15 protein-coding genes are annotated in these 17680 nt (G+C 66.8%); 5 read left to right on the plus strand and 10 right to left on the minus strand.

Going from position 1 to position 17680, the window contains the following annotated elements; genetic code table 11:
- The first annotated feature begins 22 nt into the window (after window positions 1-22).
- Window positions 23-589, plus strand: a complete 567-nt coding sequence (locus AC5RUP_RS02765) for a cysteine hydrolase family protein (protein ID WP_494065396.1) — start codon at window positions 23-25, stop codon at window positions 587-589.
- A gap of 13 nt (window positions 590-602) precedes the next feature.
- On the opposite strand, the gene AC5RUP_RS02770 is transcribed toward AC5RUP_RS02765, so the two are convergent.
- A complete protein-coding gene (locus tag AC5RUP_RS02770) occupies window positions 603-1193 on the minus strand; it encodes a TetR/AcrR family transcriptional regulator (RefSeq protein WP_494065397.1) in 591 nt (196 codons plus the stop codon).
- Window positions 1194-1544: 351 nt separating this feature from the next.
- On the opposite strand from AC5RUP_RS02770, the gene AC5RUP_RS02775 reads away from it, so the two are divergent.
- Complete coding sequence (locus AC5RUP_RS02775; RefSeq protein WP_494153552.1) at window positions 1545-3263, plus strand: MFS transporter; 1719 nt, start codon at window positions 1545-1547, stop codon at window positions 3261-3263.
- 24 nt (window positions 3264-3287) lie between these two features.
- Here the strand turns inward: AC5RUP_RS02775 and AC5RUP_RS02780 are convergent, their stop codons facing one another.
- The 3 genes from AC5RUP_RS02780 to AC5RUP_RS02790 form a co-directional block, all read right to left on the minus strand.
- A complete protein-coding gene (locus AC5RUP_RS02780; RefSeq protein ID WP_494153551.1) occupies window positions 3288-4763 on the minus strand; it encodes an MDR family MFS transporter in 1476 nt (491 codons plus the stop codon).
- A gap of 96 nt (window positions 4764-4859) precedes the next feature.
- Window positions 4860-5339 carry a MarR family winged helix-turn-helix transcriptional regulator gene (locus AC5RUP_RS02785; protein ID WP_494153550.1) on the minus strand — a complete coding sequence of 160 codons (480 nt, stop codon included), beginning with the start codon at window positions 5337-5339 and terminating at the stop codon, window positions 4860-4862.
- A 128-nt stretch (window positions 5340-5467) separates the two neighbouring features.
- The gene (locus tag AC5RUP_RS02790) at window positions 5468-7207 is read right to left on the minus strand and encodes a CocE/NonD family hydrolase (RefSeq protein WP_494065401.1); all 1740 of its coding nucleotides are present in this window, start codon (window positions 7205-7207) and stop codon (window positions 5468-5470) included.
- A 216-nt stretch (window positions 7208-7423) separates the two neighbouring features.
- Between AC5RUP_RS02790 and AC5RUP_RS02795 the strand changes: the two genes are divergently transcribed.
- Entirely contained in the window at window positions 7424-8365 is a 942-nt protein-coding gene (locus AC5RUP_RS02795) for an MBL fold metallo-hydrolase (protein ID WP_494153549.1), read from the plus strand.
- 77 nt (window positions 8366-8442) lie between these two features.
- Here AC5RUP_RS02795 and AC5RUP_RS02800 read toward each other — a convergent pair whose 3' ends face one another.
- From AC5RUP_RS02800 to AC5RUP_RS02820, 5 genes are all read right to left on the minus strand, one after another.
- On the minus strand, window positions 8443-9369 hold the full coding sequence (locus tag AC5RUP_RS02800) for an alpha/beta hydrolase (protein WP_494153548.1): 927 nt from the start codon (window positions 9367-9369) through the stop codon (window positions 8443-8445).
- The gene (locus tag AC5RUP_RS02805; protein WP_494153547.1) at window positions 9366-10487 is read right to left on the minus strand and encodes an FAD-dependent oxidoreductase; all 1122 of its coding nucleotides are present in this window, start codon (window positions 10485-10487) and stop codon (window positions 9366-9368) included. The genes AC5RUP_RS02800 and AC5RUP_RS02805 overlap by 4 nt, the downstream gene beginning before the upstream one ends.
- A 109-nt stretch (window positions 10488-10596) precedes the next feature.
- On the minus strand, window positions 10597-11550 hold the full coding sequence (locus AC5RUP_RS02810; RefSeq protein WP_494153546.1) for a phosphotriesterase family protein: 954 nt from the start codon (window positions 11548-11550) through the stop codon (window positions 10597-10599).
- 49 nt (window positions 11551-11599) lie between these two features.
- Window positions 11600-12586: a phosphotriesterase family protein gene (locus tag AC5RUP_RS02815; RefSeq protein ID WP_494158249.1), complete on the minus strand. Its 987-nt coding sequence runs from the start codon at window positions 12584-12586 to the stop codon at window positions 11600-11602.
- 292 nt (window positions 12587-12878) lie between these two features.
- Window positions 12879-13622, minus strand: a complete 744-nt coding sequence (locus AC5RUP_RS02820) for a GntR family transcriptional regulator (RefSeq protein ID WP_494154671.1) — start codon at window positions 13620-13622, stop codon at window positions 12879-12881.
- Window positions 13623-13769: 147 nt separating this feature from the next.
- Here AC5RUP_RS02820 and AC5RUP_RS02825 point away from each other — a divergent pair, with 147 nt between their 5' ends.
- Entirely contained in the window at window positions 13770-14012 is a 243-nt protein-coding gene (locus AC5RUP_RS02825; protein WP_494154672.1) for a DUF2630 family protein, read from the plus strand.
- Between the two features lie 97 nt (window positions 14013-14109).
- Here AC5RUP_RS02825 and ku read toward each other — a convergent pair whose 3' ends face one another.
- Window positions 14110-14964, minus strand: coding sequence for a non-homologous end joining protein Ku (gene ku / locus AC5RUP_RS02830; RefSeq protein WP_494065409.1), 855 nt, complete (start codon window positions 14962-14964; stop codon window positions 14110-14112).
- An 82-nt stretch (window positions 14965-15046) separates the two neighbouring features.
- On the opposite strand from ku, the gene AC5RUP_RS02835 reads away from it, so the two are divergent.
- Window positions 15047-17611, plus strand: coding sequence for an ATP-dependent DNA ligase (locus AC5RUP_RS02835; RefSeq protein WP_494158250.1), 2565 nt, complete (start codon window positions 15047-15049; stop codon window positions 17609-17611).
- The last annotated feature ends 69 nt before the right edge of the window (window positions 17612-17680 follow it).

Consider the following 17680-nt stretch of genomic DNA (forward strand, 5'->3'; position numbering starts at 1 on the left):
CGACCGGCGGAAGGCGGAGGGCATGAAAACTGCGGTGCTGATGATCGACTTGCAGAACGCGTACTTCGAGGACCCTGCCTTGGCCAAGCGGCAGGAAGCCGTGGTGGAGTCAGCCAATCTGTTGATCAGGACCGCGACGGCGGCGCAGGTGCCGGTGCTGCTCGTCTACACGCAACACCGCAGGGACCGTTCAACCTGGACCCTCAGCATGCTCGACGATGACCAGGGATTCCTGTTCGAGGGGACCGAGCAGGCCGAATTCCTGCCCGGGCTGCAAACAGAGGGCCTCGAGCGCGTCGTCAAGACACGCGACAGCGCGTTTTTCGGTACGGGCCTGGCCGAGCGGCTGCGGGACGCCGGGGTGGAACGGCTGGTCCTGGCAGGCGTGGCGACCCACAACTGCGTGGCGCAGACGGCGGCTGATGCGTTCGCCCACAACTTCCGGGTGGTCTTCGCCAAGGACATGATCGCCTCGACCAATGAGGACTATGCCGGTTCCATGCTGCAGATCCTCAGCGATGAGTACCGCCAGCCCGTGCTGGGCCGCGGCGCGCTGGCCGAATTGCTGGCGGGCGCGCGCGAAGGGTGATCCTGCCTCAGGCCTACCCCTCCGAGAGCAGGTGGCACCAGGAATCCGTCAAGGTTTCCAGGCACATCTCCCGGTCCATAATCCAGCCCGTCCGGATCCACCGCTGCGAGAGGTATTCCAGCTGGCCGAAGGCGAGGACGCAGCGGACCTGGCGGCTGGCCGGGTCGAACCGCCCCGAACGATCCAGCCCCGACGTCATGTCCGCCGCCACGTCGCGGAACCAGTCCTCCATGACCTTTGCGACCTCGGGCTCGACCGGGGCCGCCTGGTAGACGGCATGCAGATAGGGGCGGGTTGCTTCCCATTGGTCGAATTTCCGGCTGATCCAGGCGCGGATCAGGTCGCGGGTGCCCAGTTCCACCACGGTGGCCAGGGCCGGGTCGTCCACGCTGGTGAGAATGGAGTCAACCGTCTTCACGACGTCGCCCATTAGCTGCGCCTTCGACGCGAAGTGTAGGTAGAAGGTCGTCCTCGTAGTGCCGGCACGGGCGGCAATGTCATCGATCGTGGTGGCCGCGTAGCCCTTGGATTCGAAGAGGTCCAGGCCGGTGTCCAAAAGAAGTTGCCTGGTCTGCTGTTTCTGAGCCTCGCGGAGTGTTGCCATGCCACACAGAATAGCCGGTGACCGCGGCTCCTCCGGACCACCCGGGGCTCCCTCCGGATTTCCCGCACCGCTGCAGCACTTCCGCCCGCGGTTCTTGGCTCAGAGGCCTTTGAAACAACATGCTGAATTTTTACTTGACAGTGTGTATTTCGAATCACTACTGTTAGCCCCATCACGATGAGCCTGTCGCCTGCATCACACGATGCCGCGCGTAGCACAGGGCGGGCGGCAGGGTCTCGTCGACCAACCGGTTTTCAGCGAGTGCGGACGAATGCGGCCGCCATGCCCCGGCCGGTTCCGCCGAGCACCACCCGTTCATCACGCAGCTCACACCATGACAAGGAAGTTCATATGAGCCAGGACCAGGGGACCCACACGTCATCGCCGAAGTCCTATCCGCCGCCCCAGGCACCGCCCGTGCAAGTCACGCCCGCGCGCACCAGGGGCACACTGGTCGCTGCGTCGTTGGCGGTCATGGTGGCGCAGATCGCCAACGCGCTGCCCGGCGCGCTCAATGGCGAATTCCAGGTCACCTTCAACACGTTCGGTTCCCAGCTGACCTGGATCACCGCCGCGTTCATGATTCCGGTGGTGGTTTTCGAGCTGACCTTCGGTGTGCTCGGTGACAAGTACGGCCACCGCAAGCTCGTCGTGGGCGGCGCCGTGCTGGTCATGATCGGCTCGCTGATCTGTGCCATATCCCCGACGGTCCAGGCCATGTGGATCGGCTCCGCCATCAACGGCCTGGGTGCGGGTGCGATTTTCCCCGCATCGTTGGCCTTGGTTGCTTCCGTGGCGCGCTCCATGCAGGAGCGCGTGCGCGGCATCGCCATCTGGGCGGGCTTCCTTTCGGCGGGTTCGGCCCTGTCGCCCTTGCTCGGCGGCGTGTTTGCCGGCTTCGGCTGGTGGCGCGGGGCCTATGCGGTGGTGGTGTTGACTGCCCTCGCCGCACTGCTGCTGACCGCCCTGCGCTCCGCCGAGGCCAAGGTGGCCCGGGAGCGCCGGATGGACATCTGGGGCCAAATCACCTTCGCGCTGGGCCTGATCCTGGTTCTCTTCGGGCTGGTACAGGGTCCCGAAGACGGCTGGACCAGCACCCACGTGGTAGCCGCCCTCGCCGCCGGTGTGGTGCTGTTGGCGATCTTTGTGGCCATCGAACTGCGCGTCGAGTCTCCGCTGCTGGAGCTGAGGCTGTTTTTAAACCGCCAGTTCGCCATCGCGTCGATCGTGGCCGTGGTCGGCATGTTCGCTTTCCTGGGCGCCTGCTTCTCCACGAGCATGTGGCTGGGGCCGGTCCAGCACCAGAACCCGCTGTACCTCGGCCTGCTGTTCCTGCTGCTGCAGGGGCCGGCCTTCGTGTTGATCCCCGTGCTGTCCCGGCTGCAGGCCCGCGTCTCGTCCCGCTGGCTGATGACGTTCGGATTTCTGGCCATGGCGGCCGGCGCACTGATCAACTCCACTGCCGATGTCACCAGCCGCGACGTGACCGCCTTCATCCTGCCGTCCCTGCTGGTCGGACTTGGTTTCGCCTTCACGCTGAGCCCGATGACCGCTATTGCCGTGAACTCGGTGCCGCGTGAGATGACCGGCATGGCCAGCGCCACCACCAACCTGCTCCGCGACCTCGGGTTTGCGCTCGGACCGGTGCTGGTGGGCGCCATTGCCCTCTCCACCGCCGGCGGAAAGCTCATGACCTCCCTGCAGACCTCCGGTTTGGCTCCGGACCAGCTGGGTCCGGCGATGGGCATTGCGGAAGCGGGCGGTCCGATCGCGCTCAACAGCATCCCCGAGGGCGTTCCCGGATCGGGCGGCAGCCAGTTCGCGCTCGAGGCCCTGGGCAGCGGATTCACGCAGGCCTTCCTGGTGGTTGCCATCGCGGCCCTGGCCGCGGCATTGCTCAGCTTCTTTGGGTTGCACGGGTCAAGGAAACCGAACCGGAAGCAGCGGCACCGCATACGGCCGCGTAGCATCCCGCGGCAGTGGCACCGCATACGGCCGCGTAGCATCCCGCGGCGCGCGACCGAGACACAGGAAGCCGGCCATCCCGTGGGGGTGGCCGGCTTCCTTTAAGCATGCGGGCGGGGCAACCGGGCCCTAGTGGTCGGCGTTCTCCTGCAGGCGCCGAACGAACGGTGCGCACACGACGGCCGCGAGGCCGAGGATGCCGCCGACCGTGAAGGCGACCCGGACGCCGTCGACCAGGGCGACGTTCGCCGCGATGCCGCTGGCGGCTGCCGCCGCCGTACCGATGGTCATGGCGGCAATGAGAACCGCAGTACCCGCGGCGCCGGCCAACTGCTGCAGGGTATTCATGATCGCGCTGCCGTGGCCGTACTGCGCACGCGGCAGGGCGCCCAGGGCCACGGTCATCAGCGGCGTCATCAGCATGGCCATGCCGACGCAGAACACAGTATGGAAGATGACGATCGTCGTCACCGGGGTATCAATATGGACGCTGCACAGCAGCCACTGCCCGCCGGCCAGCAGGAAGGCGCCGGGAATGACGATGGGCCGGGGGCCCACCTTGTCGTAGATGCGGCCCACGATCGGGGACACGATGCCTTGGATCAGGCCGCCGGGCAGGAGGGCCAGGCCGATGGTCAACGTGCTCAGTCCCATGCCGTTCTGCATGAAGATCGGCATCACCATGACCGTGCCCAGCATGGTGGCCATGGCGATCATCACGATGATGACCGAGATGCGGAAGTTGTGCACCTTGAACGGACGGAGGTCCAGCAGGTCGGACTCGGTCTTGCGCAGGGCACGCTGGCGCTGAATGAAAAGGACCAGCGCGACGGCGCCGACAACCAGTGCCACGACCGGGGCCCAGGAGCCTTCCATCAGGTCGGCGATCGAGGACAGCGCATAGACGATGCCGCCGAAGGCGAAGGCGGAGAGGATGACCGAGAGGACATCCAGCGGAGCCTTGCGCGTCTCCTTGCCGGTCTTGATGGCAATGACGCCGAAGAGGAAGACGACGATGGCCACCGGGACCATCAGGCCGAAGACCCAGCGCCACGTCAAGGAGTTGATGACGGCGCCGGAGAGGGTGGGGCCGATGGCCGGAGCCACGGAGATGACCACGGAGTTAAGGCCCATGACGGTGCCGCGGTGCCGGACCGGCACGGAGGTGAGCGTGGTGGTCATCAGCAGCGGCAGAATGATGGCCGTGCCGGACGCTTGGACGATGCGCGCGATGAGCAGCACCGCGAACGTCGGGGCGATGGTCGCCAGCGCCGTGCCGACGATGAAGAGCAGCATGGCACTGACGAAGAGGCTCTTCGTGGTAAACCGCTGAAGCATGAAGCCGGTGGTCGGAATGACAACGGCCATCGTGAGCATGAAGCCCGTGGTCAGCCACTGCGCCGTTGTGGCCTGGACGCCCAGGTCCGCCATCAGGTCGGGCAGGGCGACGGTCAGCACGGTCTCGTTGAGGATCATGATCAGCGCTGACAGCACCAAGGCGGTGATCACGGCGGCGATGCGCTTGGGCGAGATCCTCTCGGGCTCCACGGCCTCCGCCGCCTCCACCTCTCCGGGCGGAATTTTCTCCTCTAGGACGTCTTTCATGGACACCTTTTCTGGTTGTGGGGTGCGGGCAGACACGGCTCCGCTAATACTTACAAAAGTATAAGTATAACGAAAAACTAAAGCCGGCCCGACGGTTCAGCGCTGGTCCGGCTCGTTGATCAGTGCCGCCAGGCGCTGGAGGGCGGGCAGGCTCGCGGCGATCTGCTCCCGTTCCCCGGGGTGCAGCCTGGCTGCCGCCGTCCCGAGGGTTTCCGCCCACGCGGTTTCCAGCATGATCCTGATCCGCTGGGACTCGTCGGTGGGGTGCAGCGTCACGTAGCGCTTGTCCGCCTCGTCGCGTATCCGCGTCACGAGCCCGCGGGCCACCAGTTCGCGCAGCTGGGTGCTCACGTTGCTGAACTGGCGGTCGAGCCTGGAGGCGACCTCGGCCACGGTTATGCCCGGGTGCGCTTCGATGACCCGCATGATGTCCACCATGCCGTTGGGCAGCAAGGGGACGCCGGAATTCTCGTGGGATTTTCGGCGGACATCGGAGGAGATGTCGATCAAGGCCACCGCCAGATCGCGGTTGTCCTCGACGGCTTTCCGCGCCTTGCCGCGCTCGGTTGTTTCCATTACCCAAGGATAAGAGGTGCGCCGGGCACCTCCGGCAGTGACGTTCAGGATCGCTGATCACCACGGCCGGGGTGAGGTCCTAGGTGCACCTCGAGGGCGGCCGGCCGGCAGCCGGGGCTGCCGTCGCGTCAGTTCGCCTCATCCTCCGCCGTGCGGGCGGTGAAGGGCAGGACCAGTCGGGACCGGTGCGCGGCGTCGCGGTAGATCTTGTGCGTGACGGGGCGTCCCACCGGGAGGTGGAAGGCGTCCGGCGGCAGCAGTGCGTTGTGCTCGTCGGCCAGCGGCTCGCCGTTGGAAAGTTCGGCCACCAGCCGGTGTCCCGGCTTGAAGGTGTTCGCGAACGGATAGAGGCGCAGGACGTACTCCTCGATCTTCCCCGGCTCCACCGGCACGGCACGGGTGTGCGGGTGGATCGGGTTGCCCTCGCTGGTGCGCTCCTCGTCGAGCTCGCGGTGCGAGGCCTTGAGGTACCCGGTGGTGATCAGCTGTCGCTTGCCGTTCGGGGCGTAGTCCCACAGGCGCAGGATGAAGTTCGAGTCCGGCTGGTCAATCTCGGCGAAAATGTGCGCTGCGCCGGTGCCGATCATCTCCGTGTCCTCTTCGAACGGCCCGGTGCTCCAGCTGATGATTTCCACCTTGTCGGTCACCGTCAGCGGCGCCTGGTAGAAGCCGTCCGGGGCCGCGTACTCGACGCCCATCAGCTCCGGCTCGGCCGACAGCTTGTGGCGCGGACGCAGGTAGAGGGATTTGTACTCGATCTCCTTCGGCGGCCACTGGTCCGCCTCGACGGTCTCGCGGGAACCTTCCACGAAAACGCTCACGGCCGGCTCGTCCATCACGCCGTTGTCGATGCCCTTGATCCAGTAGTCGTACCAGCGGAACATCTTGTCGTGCTCCTCGATGAAGGGGCGCGACTGCATGGGCGGGTAGGGGCCGATGGTCAGCTTCTTGGGTCCCTTGAGCGAGTTGTACAGCTCGATGGTGCCGTCCATGGTCCAGCCGCGGCCCTGGTCGATCTGGAGCCAGACCGGGATGTCGATGTTCGGGGCGAGCGTGATCGGGTTGCGCTCCTCGTACCACTCGCCGTCCAGCTCGTTCATGACAATGTCGAACCAGGCTTCGTGGTTCTTGGGGTAATGCAGCACGTGGACCAGGTTTGGCCACGCGGCGACGTCCGGGTCCTCGAGGCGCTTGGCGACCAGCTTCTTGAGCTCCTCGGGCGGGTACTTTTCGATCATGCGGGACTTGACGCCGTCGGTGAAGGCCCAGCCGGAGTCTCCGCCGCGGCCTTCGCGGGCGGCGCGGGGCATGAACCACATGATGCCGCCGTGGTAGGTGGTTTCGTAAAAGTCGTAGTGGCCGCCGCTGACGAAAATCGCCTTCAGGTGGGGCGGGCGTTCGGCCGCGGCCAGCACCTGCATGGAGCCGAAGTAGGAGATGCCGACCATGCCGACGTTGCCGTCGCACCACGGCTGTTCGGCAACCCATTCGATGAAGTCGTACGCATCCTGGCCCAGCGATACGCCGCCGGCGTTGTAGTTGCCGATGTGCTCGCCGCCGGAGTCGCCGGACCCCCGCAGGTCGCCGATGACGTGGACGTAGTCCTCCTTGACGATGCGGGCGATGTCGCCGGCCTCGATGCACCCGTCCCACATCGGGCTGGGACGCCGCTGCGGGGGAGTGGTCAGCGCCAGCGCCTGCAGCTCCTTGCCGTACGGGCTCAGGGCCACCAGTGCCGGCCGGGGCTTGTCCTCAAGGCCCTGGTAGGTGTCCGCGGCGAGCTCGACGCCGTCGCGCATCGGGATCCGCAGATCCTTGCGGATCTTGATCGTCTCCCCACCGGCATTCCACGTCGTGAAATCAGTCATGAGTGTGCACTTCCTTGTTGACGTTCGAGTGCCAGGTGTCCCGCTGGCAGGCGTGCTCTCCAGAGCGTGGCTCCATTATATTATTATAATAAAGTACGTGCAAACGATGGCGACCCCAGGTCCGGGCCGCGACGCCGAAAGGCCGCGCGAGGGCAGGGGTCCGCGGGACCCGTACCATCAGGACCGTGAACGGGTCCCGGAGCTGAGGAGAGAACAATGACGCAAGAAGTGACCATCCATCCGCTGGTCTCGCCCTGGGGCCGCTTCGGTCTCTACAGCTTCTTCATCGACGCGCCCGAGCCGGCCATCGTCGACACGGGCATCACCACGTCACCGGCCGAGGGCATGGTGCCGCAGCTGGAGAAGCTGGGCCGGCGCATCGAGGACGTCAGGTGGATCCTGCTGACGCACGGCCACATCGACCACCTCGGCGGCGCCCACGCCCTCTGGGAGCTCACCGGCCGGAAGGCAAAGGTCGTCATCCACCGGGCGGACGCCCCGTTGCTGCGCTCCCGGCAGGCGCACGTGCAGAACTACCTCGACGTCCGCCGGCAGTACCTGGACAACCCGAACGCCGTCGAGGAGCAGACGAAGGCAGCCGGGCATGCCATCTCGGGCGAGATGGAACCGGACATGCTCCTGGAGGGCGGCGAAACCCTCAGCCTTGGCGGGGACGTCACGGTCTCCGTGCACCACATCCCCGGCCACACCGCCGGCTCCGTGGCCTACGTGGTGGACGGGCAGGACGCGGTGTTTGTCGGCGACTCCGTCCAGGTCCACGGTGCCGCCAACCACTTCCCGGGCTACGAGGACCCGGATGCCTACCGGACCAGCCTCCTCTACTTGCGCGACGAGATCCGTCCCCAGCGCCTGTACCTTGGCCACCCCTACCGCAACACCGAGGGCGTCCCCTTCGACATCGGGATGGACGGCAGCACGGCCCGGCAGGCCCTGCAGGAGAGCCTGGACATCGAGGCCCGGGTCCGCGCCGCCGCCCGCCGCTCCGTGGAGGGCGGCCTGCGGGAGACCGGCTCGCCCTATTCGCCGTTCGCCTCGGTGGCCGAGGAACTCGGCTACACCGGCGATCCGACGCTGGAGCCTTCCCCGTTCTTCACGACGCTGCACGGCTACCGCAAGCTGTACGGCAAGACCGCCTGACCGGTCCCACGCCCCGAACGACGACGGCGGCGCGCACCTGTGGGTGCGCGCCGCCGCTGCGTTCGGGGTGGGTGGGGTCAGCCCCGGTTGAGGAACTCGCCCGTTTCCTGGTAGGCCCGGTACATGTTCGGGATCCAGAAGAAGTTCTGGACGAAGCCGTGGTTGGCGCCCGCGTAGCGGCTGACGGTGGTGTCCACGCCGGCGTCCTTCAGCCGCCGGCCGTAGAGTTCGCCCTCGTCGCGCAGGGGATCGTACTCGGCGGTGATGATCAGGGCCTTCGGCAGGCCGGTGAGGTCCTCGCGCTTGATCGGGGAGACCAGCGGGTCGGCCGGGTCCGCGCCGCTCTCGAGGTAGAAGGAGTTCCACGGCTTCAGCGCCGGGGTCTCCAGGCCGTAGCCGGTGGCGTTCTCCCACAGCGAGGAGTAGCGGTCCTCGTCGAAGTCCAAGTCCAGCGACGGGTAGTACAGGACCTGGTGCGTGATCCGGTCGAAGCCCTCGTCGTGGGCCATCGCCGTCACCGCCGCCACGAAGTTGGCGCCGGAGCTGTCGCCGGCCAAAGCCAGGTTCTTGCCGTCCCAGGCCAGGCTCCCGCCCTGCTCGACGGCCCAGCGGACCACGCCGTAGCACTCCTGCAGGCTGGTCGGGAAGGCGGCCTCGGGTGCCAGCTGATAGCCGACGGAGATGACCTTGTAACCGCTCTCCTTGGCCAGCGCCCGCGCGACATGGTCGTGCGTTTCCAGGCTGCCGGAGAAGAATGCGCCGCCGTGGAAGTACACCAGCAGCGCGAAGGACTCCGCCTCCGCCGGGGTGTAGATCCGCACCGGGACCTCGCCCGCCGCAGTGGCTGCAACGGTGTCCTCGACCAAGTGCAGCGGCAGCCGGTCCTCCAGCGGGGCGACGAACTGCAGGTCTCCGGCGCGCTTGGCCTCGGGGTCCGGCCGGGTACCGTGGTCGAACGGCGGCAGCGTGGCCAGGAGTTTGCCGATCTCGGGGTGGATGGTCACTCGACACCAGCTCCCTTCTCGAAGGACGTGGTCTCCGGGAAGGAGTCGCCGATGTCGAACGGCTTGCGGGAGATGTCCTGCAGCACATCGGTGATCGGCTTGCGCTTGGCCTGGTAGGTGCGCAGGGCATCCTGCAGGTCGGCGCCTTCCTTGATGGCGTCTGCCAGCCAGGCGGCGTCCTGCATGGCGGAGTTGGCGCCCTGGCCCTGATGGTGCAGCATGGCGTGCGCGGCGTCGCCCACCAGGGCAACGCTGTTGGTGTGCCAGGTCGGCTGCTTGTCGATGTCGTAGACGCCGCGGTTGGTCATCGAGGCGATGTCCAGCTCCTGGCCGATCTTCTGCAGCCGCTCGTCGAAGCCCTCCAGCAGCTGGCCGATGTACTCGTGGGTGACCTCCGGGGCCCAGACGGTGTCGTCGCTCGGGGCGGTGATGTCGAAGGACACCTGGTTGCGGTGGCGCAGCGGCAGGAAGTACACGGTGGTGCCGTTCTGGCCCACGTAGACGCGGAAGTTGTCGTTCTCCACCAGGCCGTAGGCATCGTCGGCGGAGATGACGGCGCGCATGGCGATGGTGTGGGAGAACACCGGCTGGACCTCGCCGAAGATCTGGTTACGGACGCTGGAGCGGATGCCGTCGGCGCCCAGGACCAGATCGGCGGTGACCTCGACGCCGTTCTCGAACTTCACGGTGGCGGAGTCGCCGTTGTCGGTGACGGTGATCATCTTGTGGCCGATGTGCACGCGCTCGGCCGGCAGCAGGCGCAGCAGGGTTTCGATGACGTCGCCGCGGTGGACCATGCGGCAGTGGTTGGTCTGCTCGTACTCGTTGATGCCCGGCCACGGATCGCGGGCGATCAGCTCGCCGTTGGCCTGGTAGACCTCGATGGCGTCGGAAGGGGCGGAGACCTTGGCGAACTCTTCGAACACGCCCCACTTGCGCAGCACCTCGACGGTCGGCGGCCGCAGGCCGATGCCGGCCCCTACTTCACCAAGCTCGGGGGCCTGCTCGTAGACGTGCACGTCGGCGCCGAGCTGCAGCAGTGCCAGGGCAGCGGAAGCGCCGGCGTAGCCGCCGCCCACGACGGCCACCTTCAGGTTCTGGATGTCGGAAGTCTGCATTGTTCTGTTGTTCCTTCACTGGACGCCGCGGGGCGACCTCGGGGGTGAAATTAATGGTGGGGTCCCGCAGCCGTCGTCTGTGGCGGGGCGGGTGGATGAATAGTGGGGCTTAGGCCTTGATGGATAGGAAGTCGGCCGGGTTGTCCTCGAGGAGGAGCTTGATGGTGGCGTCGTCGATGCCGGCGGCGCGCATGTCCGGGAGCATGTCATCGAAGATGTAGTTGATGGTGTGGCCCTTCACGCCCGGCCAGCCCAGCGGGCTGCAGTTGGCGTCGGCCGAGACGAGCAGCTTGTCCGCGTAGCCCTTGTTCACCAGCTTGACGAAGTGCTCCATGCGCTCGGCGCGTTTGCGGCCCCAGAACGGCGGGTCGGGCAGTTCGAGGTCGTAACCGAAGGTGTCGAAGCCGATGCGGCCGCCCTGCTCGTAAATCCAGTCGTGCGGCGTGATCGGTGCGTTCAGGCCGTCGTCGGCGTGCCCGAAGAGGACGCGATCCAACGGGAGGCCCTCCTCGTTGAAGATGTTCACGGCGGGCTCGGGGTCGATCGCCAGATGCGTGAGGATCGGGACCCCGGTGAGGACGGCGGCGCGGGCGGCCGCGCGGTAGATTCGCTTGTCGAGTTCGGTCATCTTGCCGCCGCGGCTCACGCCGACCTTGATGACGCCGGCCTTGGCGCCCGTGTTGCCGATCCCCACCGTGATTTCGTGGATGAACACCTTCGCCAGGTAGTCCACCGACGCCCGTGCGAAGTGGGGCAGGGCGGTGTCGCCGCCCACGAAGCCGGTGCAGGCCACGATGTGCACGCCGGTCTTGGCCGAGAGGGACTTGTAATAGTCGACGTCGCGGCCGTTGCAGATGCCGGTGGCGTCCACGAAGGTGCCGCCGCCGTTTTCGCGGAACCTGCGCAGCTTCGGCACGGTTTCCTCGTAGGCCTGCTCCGGCGACTTCCACCATCGCGTGTCGAGCTCGGAGCCGGGCATGCCGTAGCCGATGTGTTCGTGGACTGCCACGATTTCCAGTTCTTCAGCCGGGATTGTTCCCAGCACGGTGTTGACCTTGGTCATTCCTTCACCTCAGGGGTATCGAAAGCTTGTTGATGGCGGGCTGCTGTGCTCAGCGCACAGCCAGCAAGTTGCGCGGATTGTCCACCAGGATGCGGCGGGCGTCGTCGTCGCCCAGACCCAGTGATTTCAGGAAGGGGACGAAGGTGGTCAGCACGTGGCTGAACGGCAGGTCGTAGTCCGGCTGGCCCTTGGCCACGCCGATCGCGTTGGACGAGAGGATGATCTGGTCCGCGTGGCCGGCCCTGACCAGCTCGAGCACCAGTCCGGCCCGCTCGCGGTCGGTGAGATAGCCGCCGTCGTCGTCCAGTCCCACGTGGTCCAGGCCCACCAAGGCGCCGCGGCGGGCCACCTCAAGCGCCGCGCCGGCGTCCGCGACGTCCCGGCGGTCCAGGCCGCCGACGAGGACCCGCCCGGCGGGCAGTCCCTCGTCGAGGACGACGTCGAGGTCGTGCAGGGCGTCGGCGCCGTAGCGGATGGAGACCGGGATGCCGGTGGCCAGGGCGGTCCGGGCCGCCCCGCGGAACAGGCTCTCGTCGGTGGGGGTCATGCCCTCGCGCGTGGCGGTGCTGGTGACCAGGCCGGCGGCTCCGCGGCGCTCGACCCGCGGGACCACCATGCCCTCGCTGACTTCCTTCGAGAAGAGGTCGGCGAACTTTTCGGCCGGCCACGGGGTCGGCGGGTTGGTCTGCGGGGTGAGGAAGTAGCCGCCGAGCATTTCCTCCGGACCCATGCCGGTGGAGGCGATGATGTGCACGCCGGTCGAGCGCGAGAGCGCCTCGTACAGCTTCACGTCGCGGCCGTGGAACATGCCGGTGCTGTCCACGATCGTCTGGCCGCCGGCCCTGCGGAAGTCGGTCAGCTTTCCGGCCAGGACCTCGAAGATCTCCGCCCGGTCCATGCTGATGTCCGGGGCGTACTGGGCTCCCGGGACCACCGAGAGCAGGGCCTCGTGGACCGCGACCACACCCAGTTCGTGGGCGGGAACGGGGCCAAGAACGGTATTGGCCGTCGGGTGGGGGGTTGTTGTATCCGTCATGGCACAACCTTTCGTCTGACGCCACGCCATGGCAGACGTCACGCGGGGAAGGATCATGCACCGCGACCTCTGGATTCATTCCTCGCCGAAACCGGTGCAGGCGGTAGTAAACGAAGGAGGCAGTCCATCGGGGGGCCTGGCGTCCGCTACCGGCCGCGGGCCTCCCGCTGATGTGACCTTGATTACCTGTCAACTAGGTTTACATGATGTAGTGCCAAAGTCAAGGCAATTCATCGGAAAACATCCCCGGTCGGGGGTGGCGGATTGGGTGGATTTCCCGCACGGCCGCGGCCTACCGGCCGGTGCTGAACCGGTACTTGAATTTCTCTGCCTGGTGCACCGCGGAGCGCCATCCGGCGGGCAGGTCACCCGTGGTGAAGAAGACCGTCTCGATGACGAGCAACGGGCTCCCCACGGCTACCCCGAAGGTCGCGGCCTGTTCGGCGGTGGCCGCGGTTGCCCAGGCTTCGTGCTCGGCGCGGACGTGTGCGATGCCGAACTCTTTCTTGAGGAGTTCGAAGGCGGAGCCAACGCGTTCCAGTTCCGCGGCGGTGGGGGTGAAGTCCTCGGGCGCCCTAATGTAGACGTCGGCTTCGACGAGAGGCTCATCCTCGACCGAGATCAGGCGGGTGAAATGCAGGAGCCGCTCGTGCGCTTCGAGTCCGAGTAGGTCCCGAATCCGGCCGGGCGGTTCCACCCGTTCGATGCCGGCGACCTTCCCCGTCGGATGCAGTCCGCTCTCGGCGAGGTATTGGTACAGGGCCCCCGAGCGCACGTCGGCCGGCCGCTGGACCCTGGTGCCGACGACCGGGAACGTCCCCTTGCCTTGTTTCCGGTAAATGTACCCCTCGCTGGCAAGCTCCTGGAGTGCCTGCCGGATGGGGGCCCGGCTGACCTCGAACCGGCTGAGCAACTGCGCCTCGGTCATTGGCTTCCGGGGATCAGCGATCCCCTCGGCTATTTCCCTGCGCAGGATTTCCCTGATCTGGCGATACAGGGGTACCCCGGACGAGGTGTCGAGCTCGCCATATGCCATGAGTCTTCTGTTCCTCCACGTCGCCCGTCACCGGATTGCCCTGCAGGAAGTCAACCACAGAACGCAGTCCATTGAGGAGGCGGCAACCCTAGCCCGCGGATGGCGTGCGACGTAGCCTGAGGTGACTACCGCCGGGAGGGGCGTGCCATGGACCAGGACATCCAGAAGTACATCAGCGCGTTGGTCGAAAAGGAACAACAACTGCGCGACTCCGCGCCGGAGGAGCCGGACAAGGCCGCCGCCCGCGCCGCCGAGCTGCGCCGCCTGGAAGAGCAGCTGGACCAGTGCTGGGACTTGCTGCGCCAGCGCCGTGCCAAGCGCAAGGCCGGCGAGGACCCGGGCGAAGCAGAGACCCGGCCGGCCGAGGAAGTGGAAAACTACCGGCAGTAGCCGAACGGCAGGCGGTCCCGGCGGTGTGGGCACCGCCCCGCCGTCGTCGGCCGCCCCGCCGTCGTCAACCGCCCCGCCGTCGTCCGGTTACCGCGCGTCAGGCGCCCTTCGACGCCTCGGACTTGGAACCTGACTTCTTCTTGGACGGGGAGCCGGCGGAAGACTTGGCCTCCCGGTTCTGCTCCACGCTGCGGCGCAGCGCCTCCATCAGGTCCAGAACCTTGCCGCCTTCTTCCTCTTCGTCCGTGCCGAAGGTCTTTGCCGTATCCAGCGCCTCGCCTTGCTCCAGCTTCGCCTCGATCAGGGTCCGCAGCTGTTCCTGGTACTCGTCGGTGTAATCCCCGGGCGTGAAGTCGGAGGAGAACGACTCCACCAGCGCGGCGGACATCTCCTTCTCTTTCGCTGAGATCCGCACGGTTTCCTCGAGCGACGGGAAACTGGCCTCCCGTACCTCGTCCTCCCACAGCAGGGTCTGCAGCATCAGGACCTTGCCGCGGACCCGCAGCGCCGCCAGCCGGGTCTTCTGCCGCAGCGCGAACTGCACGATGGCCGTGCGGTCCGTTTCTTCCAGGGTCCGCCGGAGCAGGACGTAGGCCTTGGACGACTTCGAATCCGGCTCCAAATAGTAGCTGCGGTCAAACATGATCGGATCGATCTGGTCGCTCGGGACAAACTCGACGACCTCGATTTCGCGGCTCTTTTCGACCGGCAGGGACTTGAAATCCTCGTCCGTGATCACCACGGTGTGCTCGCCGTCGTCGTACGCCTTGTCGATGTTCTGGTAGTCGACGGTCTTGCCGCAAACCTCGCACCGGCGCTGGTAACGGATGCGCCCGCCGTCCTTGTCATGGACCTGGTGCAGGCTCACATCGTGGTCTTCGGTGGCGCTGTAGAGCTTGACCGGCACGTTGACCAGCCCGAACGCCACCGCGCCTTTCCAGATGGCTCTCATGCCACTAGTGAACACCCGCGGGCGGTACAAAGCCAGAGGCGAGGGCCTAGCCAAGCGGCCACGCGGCGGACAGACTGGCGGTATGGCCAGCCAGAATTCCAGCCGGAAAACCAGCCAAAAGGAGACCGTAGCCGTCGACGGGCGCCGGCTCAGGCTGACGAATTTGGACAAGGTGCTGTACCCGGAAACCGGAACTACCAAGGCCGAGGTGATCGCCTACTATTCGGAGATCGCCGAGTTCCTGGTTCCGCATGCGGCGGACCGGCCGGTGACGCGCAAACGCTGGGTCCACGGCGTCGGCACGGCGGAGGAACCGGGCGAGGTGTTTTTCCAAAAGAACCTGGACAAGTCCGCGCCGGACTGGGTCATGCGGCACACCATCGAGCACAAGAGCAACATCAATGTGTACCCGCTGGCCAATGACCGGGCCACCCTGACGTGGCTGGCGCAGATTGCGGCCCTGGAAATCCATGTTCCGCAGTGGAAGTTCGGCCCGCGCGGCAAGATCAACAATCCCGACCGGATGGTGCTGGACCTGGACCCGGGGGAAGGGGCCGGGCTGGCGGAGTGCGTCGAAGTGGCCTTCCTGATCAAGGACATCCTGGAAGGGATGGGGCTCGACCCGCGGCCGGTGACCTCCGGTTCCAAGGGCATCCACCTTTACGCCGGGCTGGACGGCAAGCAGACCTCGGAGGACGTCAGCCAGGTGGCGCACGAGCTGGCCCGCCTGCTGGAGGCCGACCATCCGGACCTCGTGGTCAGCGACATGAAGAAGTCGTTGCGCACGGGCAAGGTGCTGGTCGACTGGAGCCAGAACAACTGGGCCAAGACCACGATTGCCCCGTACTCCCTGCGCGGCCGGCCGCACCCCACCGTGGCGGTGCCACGCACCTGGGCCGAGCTGGAAGACCCGGACCTGGCTCACCTCGACTTCAGGCAGGTGCTGGAGCGCGTCAAGGAGATGGGCGACCCGCTGGCCGGCATGGCGGGCGGCACCGCCGACGAGCAGTCCCTGCAGGAGCCGGGGCGGGACCGGCTCAGCACGTACCGTTCGATGCGCGACCCGGACCGTACGCCCGAGCCGGTGCCGGCGGTGATCGAGCGGCGGGAGTCGGACGATGAACCGGTTTTCGTCATCCAGGAGCACCACGCACGCCGGCTGCACTACGACGTCCGGCTGGAGCATGACGGGGTGATGGTGTCCTGGGCCGTGCCCAAGGGCCCGCCGGTCACGACCGGTAAGAACCACCTGGCCGTCCACACCGAGGACCACCCCATGGAATACGCCACCTTCGAGGGCACCATCCCGAAGGGCGAATACGGCGCCGGGGTGATGACGATCTGGGACAGCGGCACCTACGAAGTGGAGAAGTGGCGCGAGGGCCAGGAAGTCATCATCGTGCTGCACGGGCGCCCCGACGGCGGCCTGGCGAACGACGGCGGGCCCCCCGGTCCGCGTCGCTACGCCCTGATCCGCACCGGCGGCGAGGACGGCAAGGACAATTGGCTGATGCACCTGATGAAGGACCAGCCGCGTCCTGCTGCCGAAACGGCGGACGGCGGCGGGTCCGGGCGCGCCGCGCGGGCGGCCGGCACCACCGCGCCGGCGGCCGGCACCACCGCGCCGGCGGATGATGCCGGCTCCGCACCGCAGGACGCCGGGGCGCCGCAAGCGGTGAAACCGATGCTGGCCGTGCAGGGCACCGAGGCCTCCATCGACGAGGAGGAGGGCTGGGCCTACGAATTGAAGTGGGACGGAATCCGGGCCGTCGCCGTCGTTGCCGACGGGGCCGTGCGGTTGGTCAGCCGCAACGGCATCGACATGACCAAGACCTACCCGGAACTGGCTAACCTGCCCGACCACGTCCTGGCCCAAACCGCGGTGCTGGACGGCGAGATCGTCGCGCTCGATGCCAAAGGGCGGCCGGATTTCGGCCGCCTGCAGAACCGCATGAACCTCACCAGGAAAGCGGATATCGAGCGCGCGGCCGCGAAATACCCGGTGGAGTATTTCCTCTTCGATTTGCTGGAACTGGACGGAACACCAACACTTGGGCTGGAATACTCCCAGCGGCGGGAAATCCTCAAGGAAGCGGTGGAGGCGCCGGACGACGGACATATCCAGGTGCCGCCGGAGCTGGATGCCAGCGTGGCCGAAGCGGTCGCAGCCAGCCGGGAGGTCGGCCTGGAAGGCATCATCGCCAAGCGCACGGACAGCAACTACGCGCCGGGCCTACGGACGAGGAGTTGGATCAAGATCAAGAACCAGCTGACGCAGGAAGTGGTCATCGTGGGCTGGCGGCCGGGCAAGGGCTCGCGGGCCCGGAAGGTCGGCTCGCTGCTGGTGGCCGTGCCCGACGGCGTGGAGCTGAGCTACCTCGGCCGCGTCGGCTCCGGCCTGACGGAACGTGAACTGGCCGAAATCGGTGCGCGGCTGAAGAAGATGTCACGCAAGACCCCGCCGCTGGAGGGCGTGCCGTCGGCGGACGCGTCCGACGCGCACTGGGTGCGGCCCGCGCTGGTCGGCGAGGTCCAGTTCAGCGAACGCACCGGGTCCGGAAAGCTCCGCCACCCGGTCTGGCGCGGCTTCCGGCCGGACAAGAAGCCGTCGGATGTCGTCGTCGAAATCCCGCAGGTCCAGGCCTGAGCCGCGGAGCTGCCGCTCAAAAATTTTGACCCTACCCCTATCATTCTGCCGATGAATCGTTAGTCTTTA

This window comes from Arthrobacter sp. Y3223151, from assembly GCF_059091125.1.

What these genes read in the sequence shown, in the direction of transcription:
- AC5RUP_RS02825 (WP_494154672.1), top strand. Translation starts at nt 13,770, where the DNA reads ATGGACCAGGACATCCAGAAGTACATCAGCGCGTTGGTCGAAAAGGAA.
- AC5RUP_RS02810 (WP_494153546.1), bottom strand. Translation starts at nt 11,550, where the DNA reads ATGACCAAGGTCAACACCGTGCTGGGAACAATCCCGGCTGAAGAACTG.
- AC5RUP_RS02780 (WP_494153551.1), bottom strand. Translation starts at nt 4,763, where the DNA reads ATGAAAGACGTCCTAGAGGAGAAAATTCCGCCCGGAGAGGTGGAGGCG.
- AC5RUP_RS02785 (WP_494153550.1), bottom strand. Translation starts at nt 5,339, where the DNA reads ATGGAAACAACCGAGCGCGGCAAGGCGCGGAAAGCCGTCGAGGACAAC.
- AC5RUP_RS02790 (WP_494065401.1), bottom strand. Translation starts at nt 7,207, where the DNA reads ATGACTGATTTCACGACGTGGAATGCCGGTGGGGAGACGATCAAGATC.
- AC5RUP_RS02835 (WP_494158250.1), top strand. Translation starts at nt 15,047, where the DNA reads ATGGCCAGCCAGAATTCCAGCCGGAAAACCAGCCAAAAGGAGACCGTA.
- AC5RUP_RS02795 (WP_494153549.1), top strand. Translation starts at nt 7,424, where the DNA reads ATGACGCAAGAAGTGACCATCCATCCGCTGGTCTCGCCCTGGGGCCGC.
- AC5RUP_RS02765 (WP_494065396.1), top strand. Translation starts at nt 23, where the DNA reads ATGAAAACTGCGGTGCTGATGATCGACTTGCAGAACGCGTACTTCGAG.
- AC5RUP_RS02820 (WP_494154671.1), bottom strand. Translation starts at nt 13,622, where the DNA reads ATGGCATATGGCGAGCTCGACACCTCGTCCGGGGTACCCCTGTATCGC.
- AC5RUP_RS02775 (WP_494153552.1), top strand. Translation starts at nt 1,545, where the DNA reads ATGAGCCAGGACCAGGGGACCCACACGTCATCGCCGAAGTCCTATCCG.
- ku (WP_494065409.1), bottom strand. Translation starts at nt 14,964, where the DNA reads ATGAGAGCCATCTGGAAAGGCGCGGTGGCGTTCGGGCTGGTCAACGTG.
- AC5RUP_RS02815 (WP_494158249.1), bottom strand. Translation starts at nt 12,586, where the DNA reads ATGACGGATACAACAACCCCCCACCCGACGGCCAATACCGTTCTTGGC.
- AC5RUP_RS02770 (WP_494065397.1), bottom strand. Translation starts at nt 1,193, where the DNA reads ATGGCAACACTCCGCGAGGCTCAGAAACAGCAGACCAGGCAACTTCTT.
- AC5RUP_RS02805 (WP_494153547.1), bottom strand. Translation starts at nt 10,487, where the DNA reads ATGCAGACTTCCGACATCCAGAACCTGAAGGTGGCCGTCGTGGGCGGC.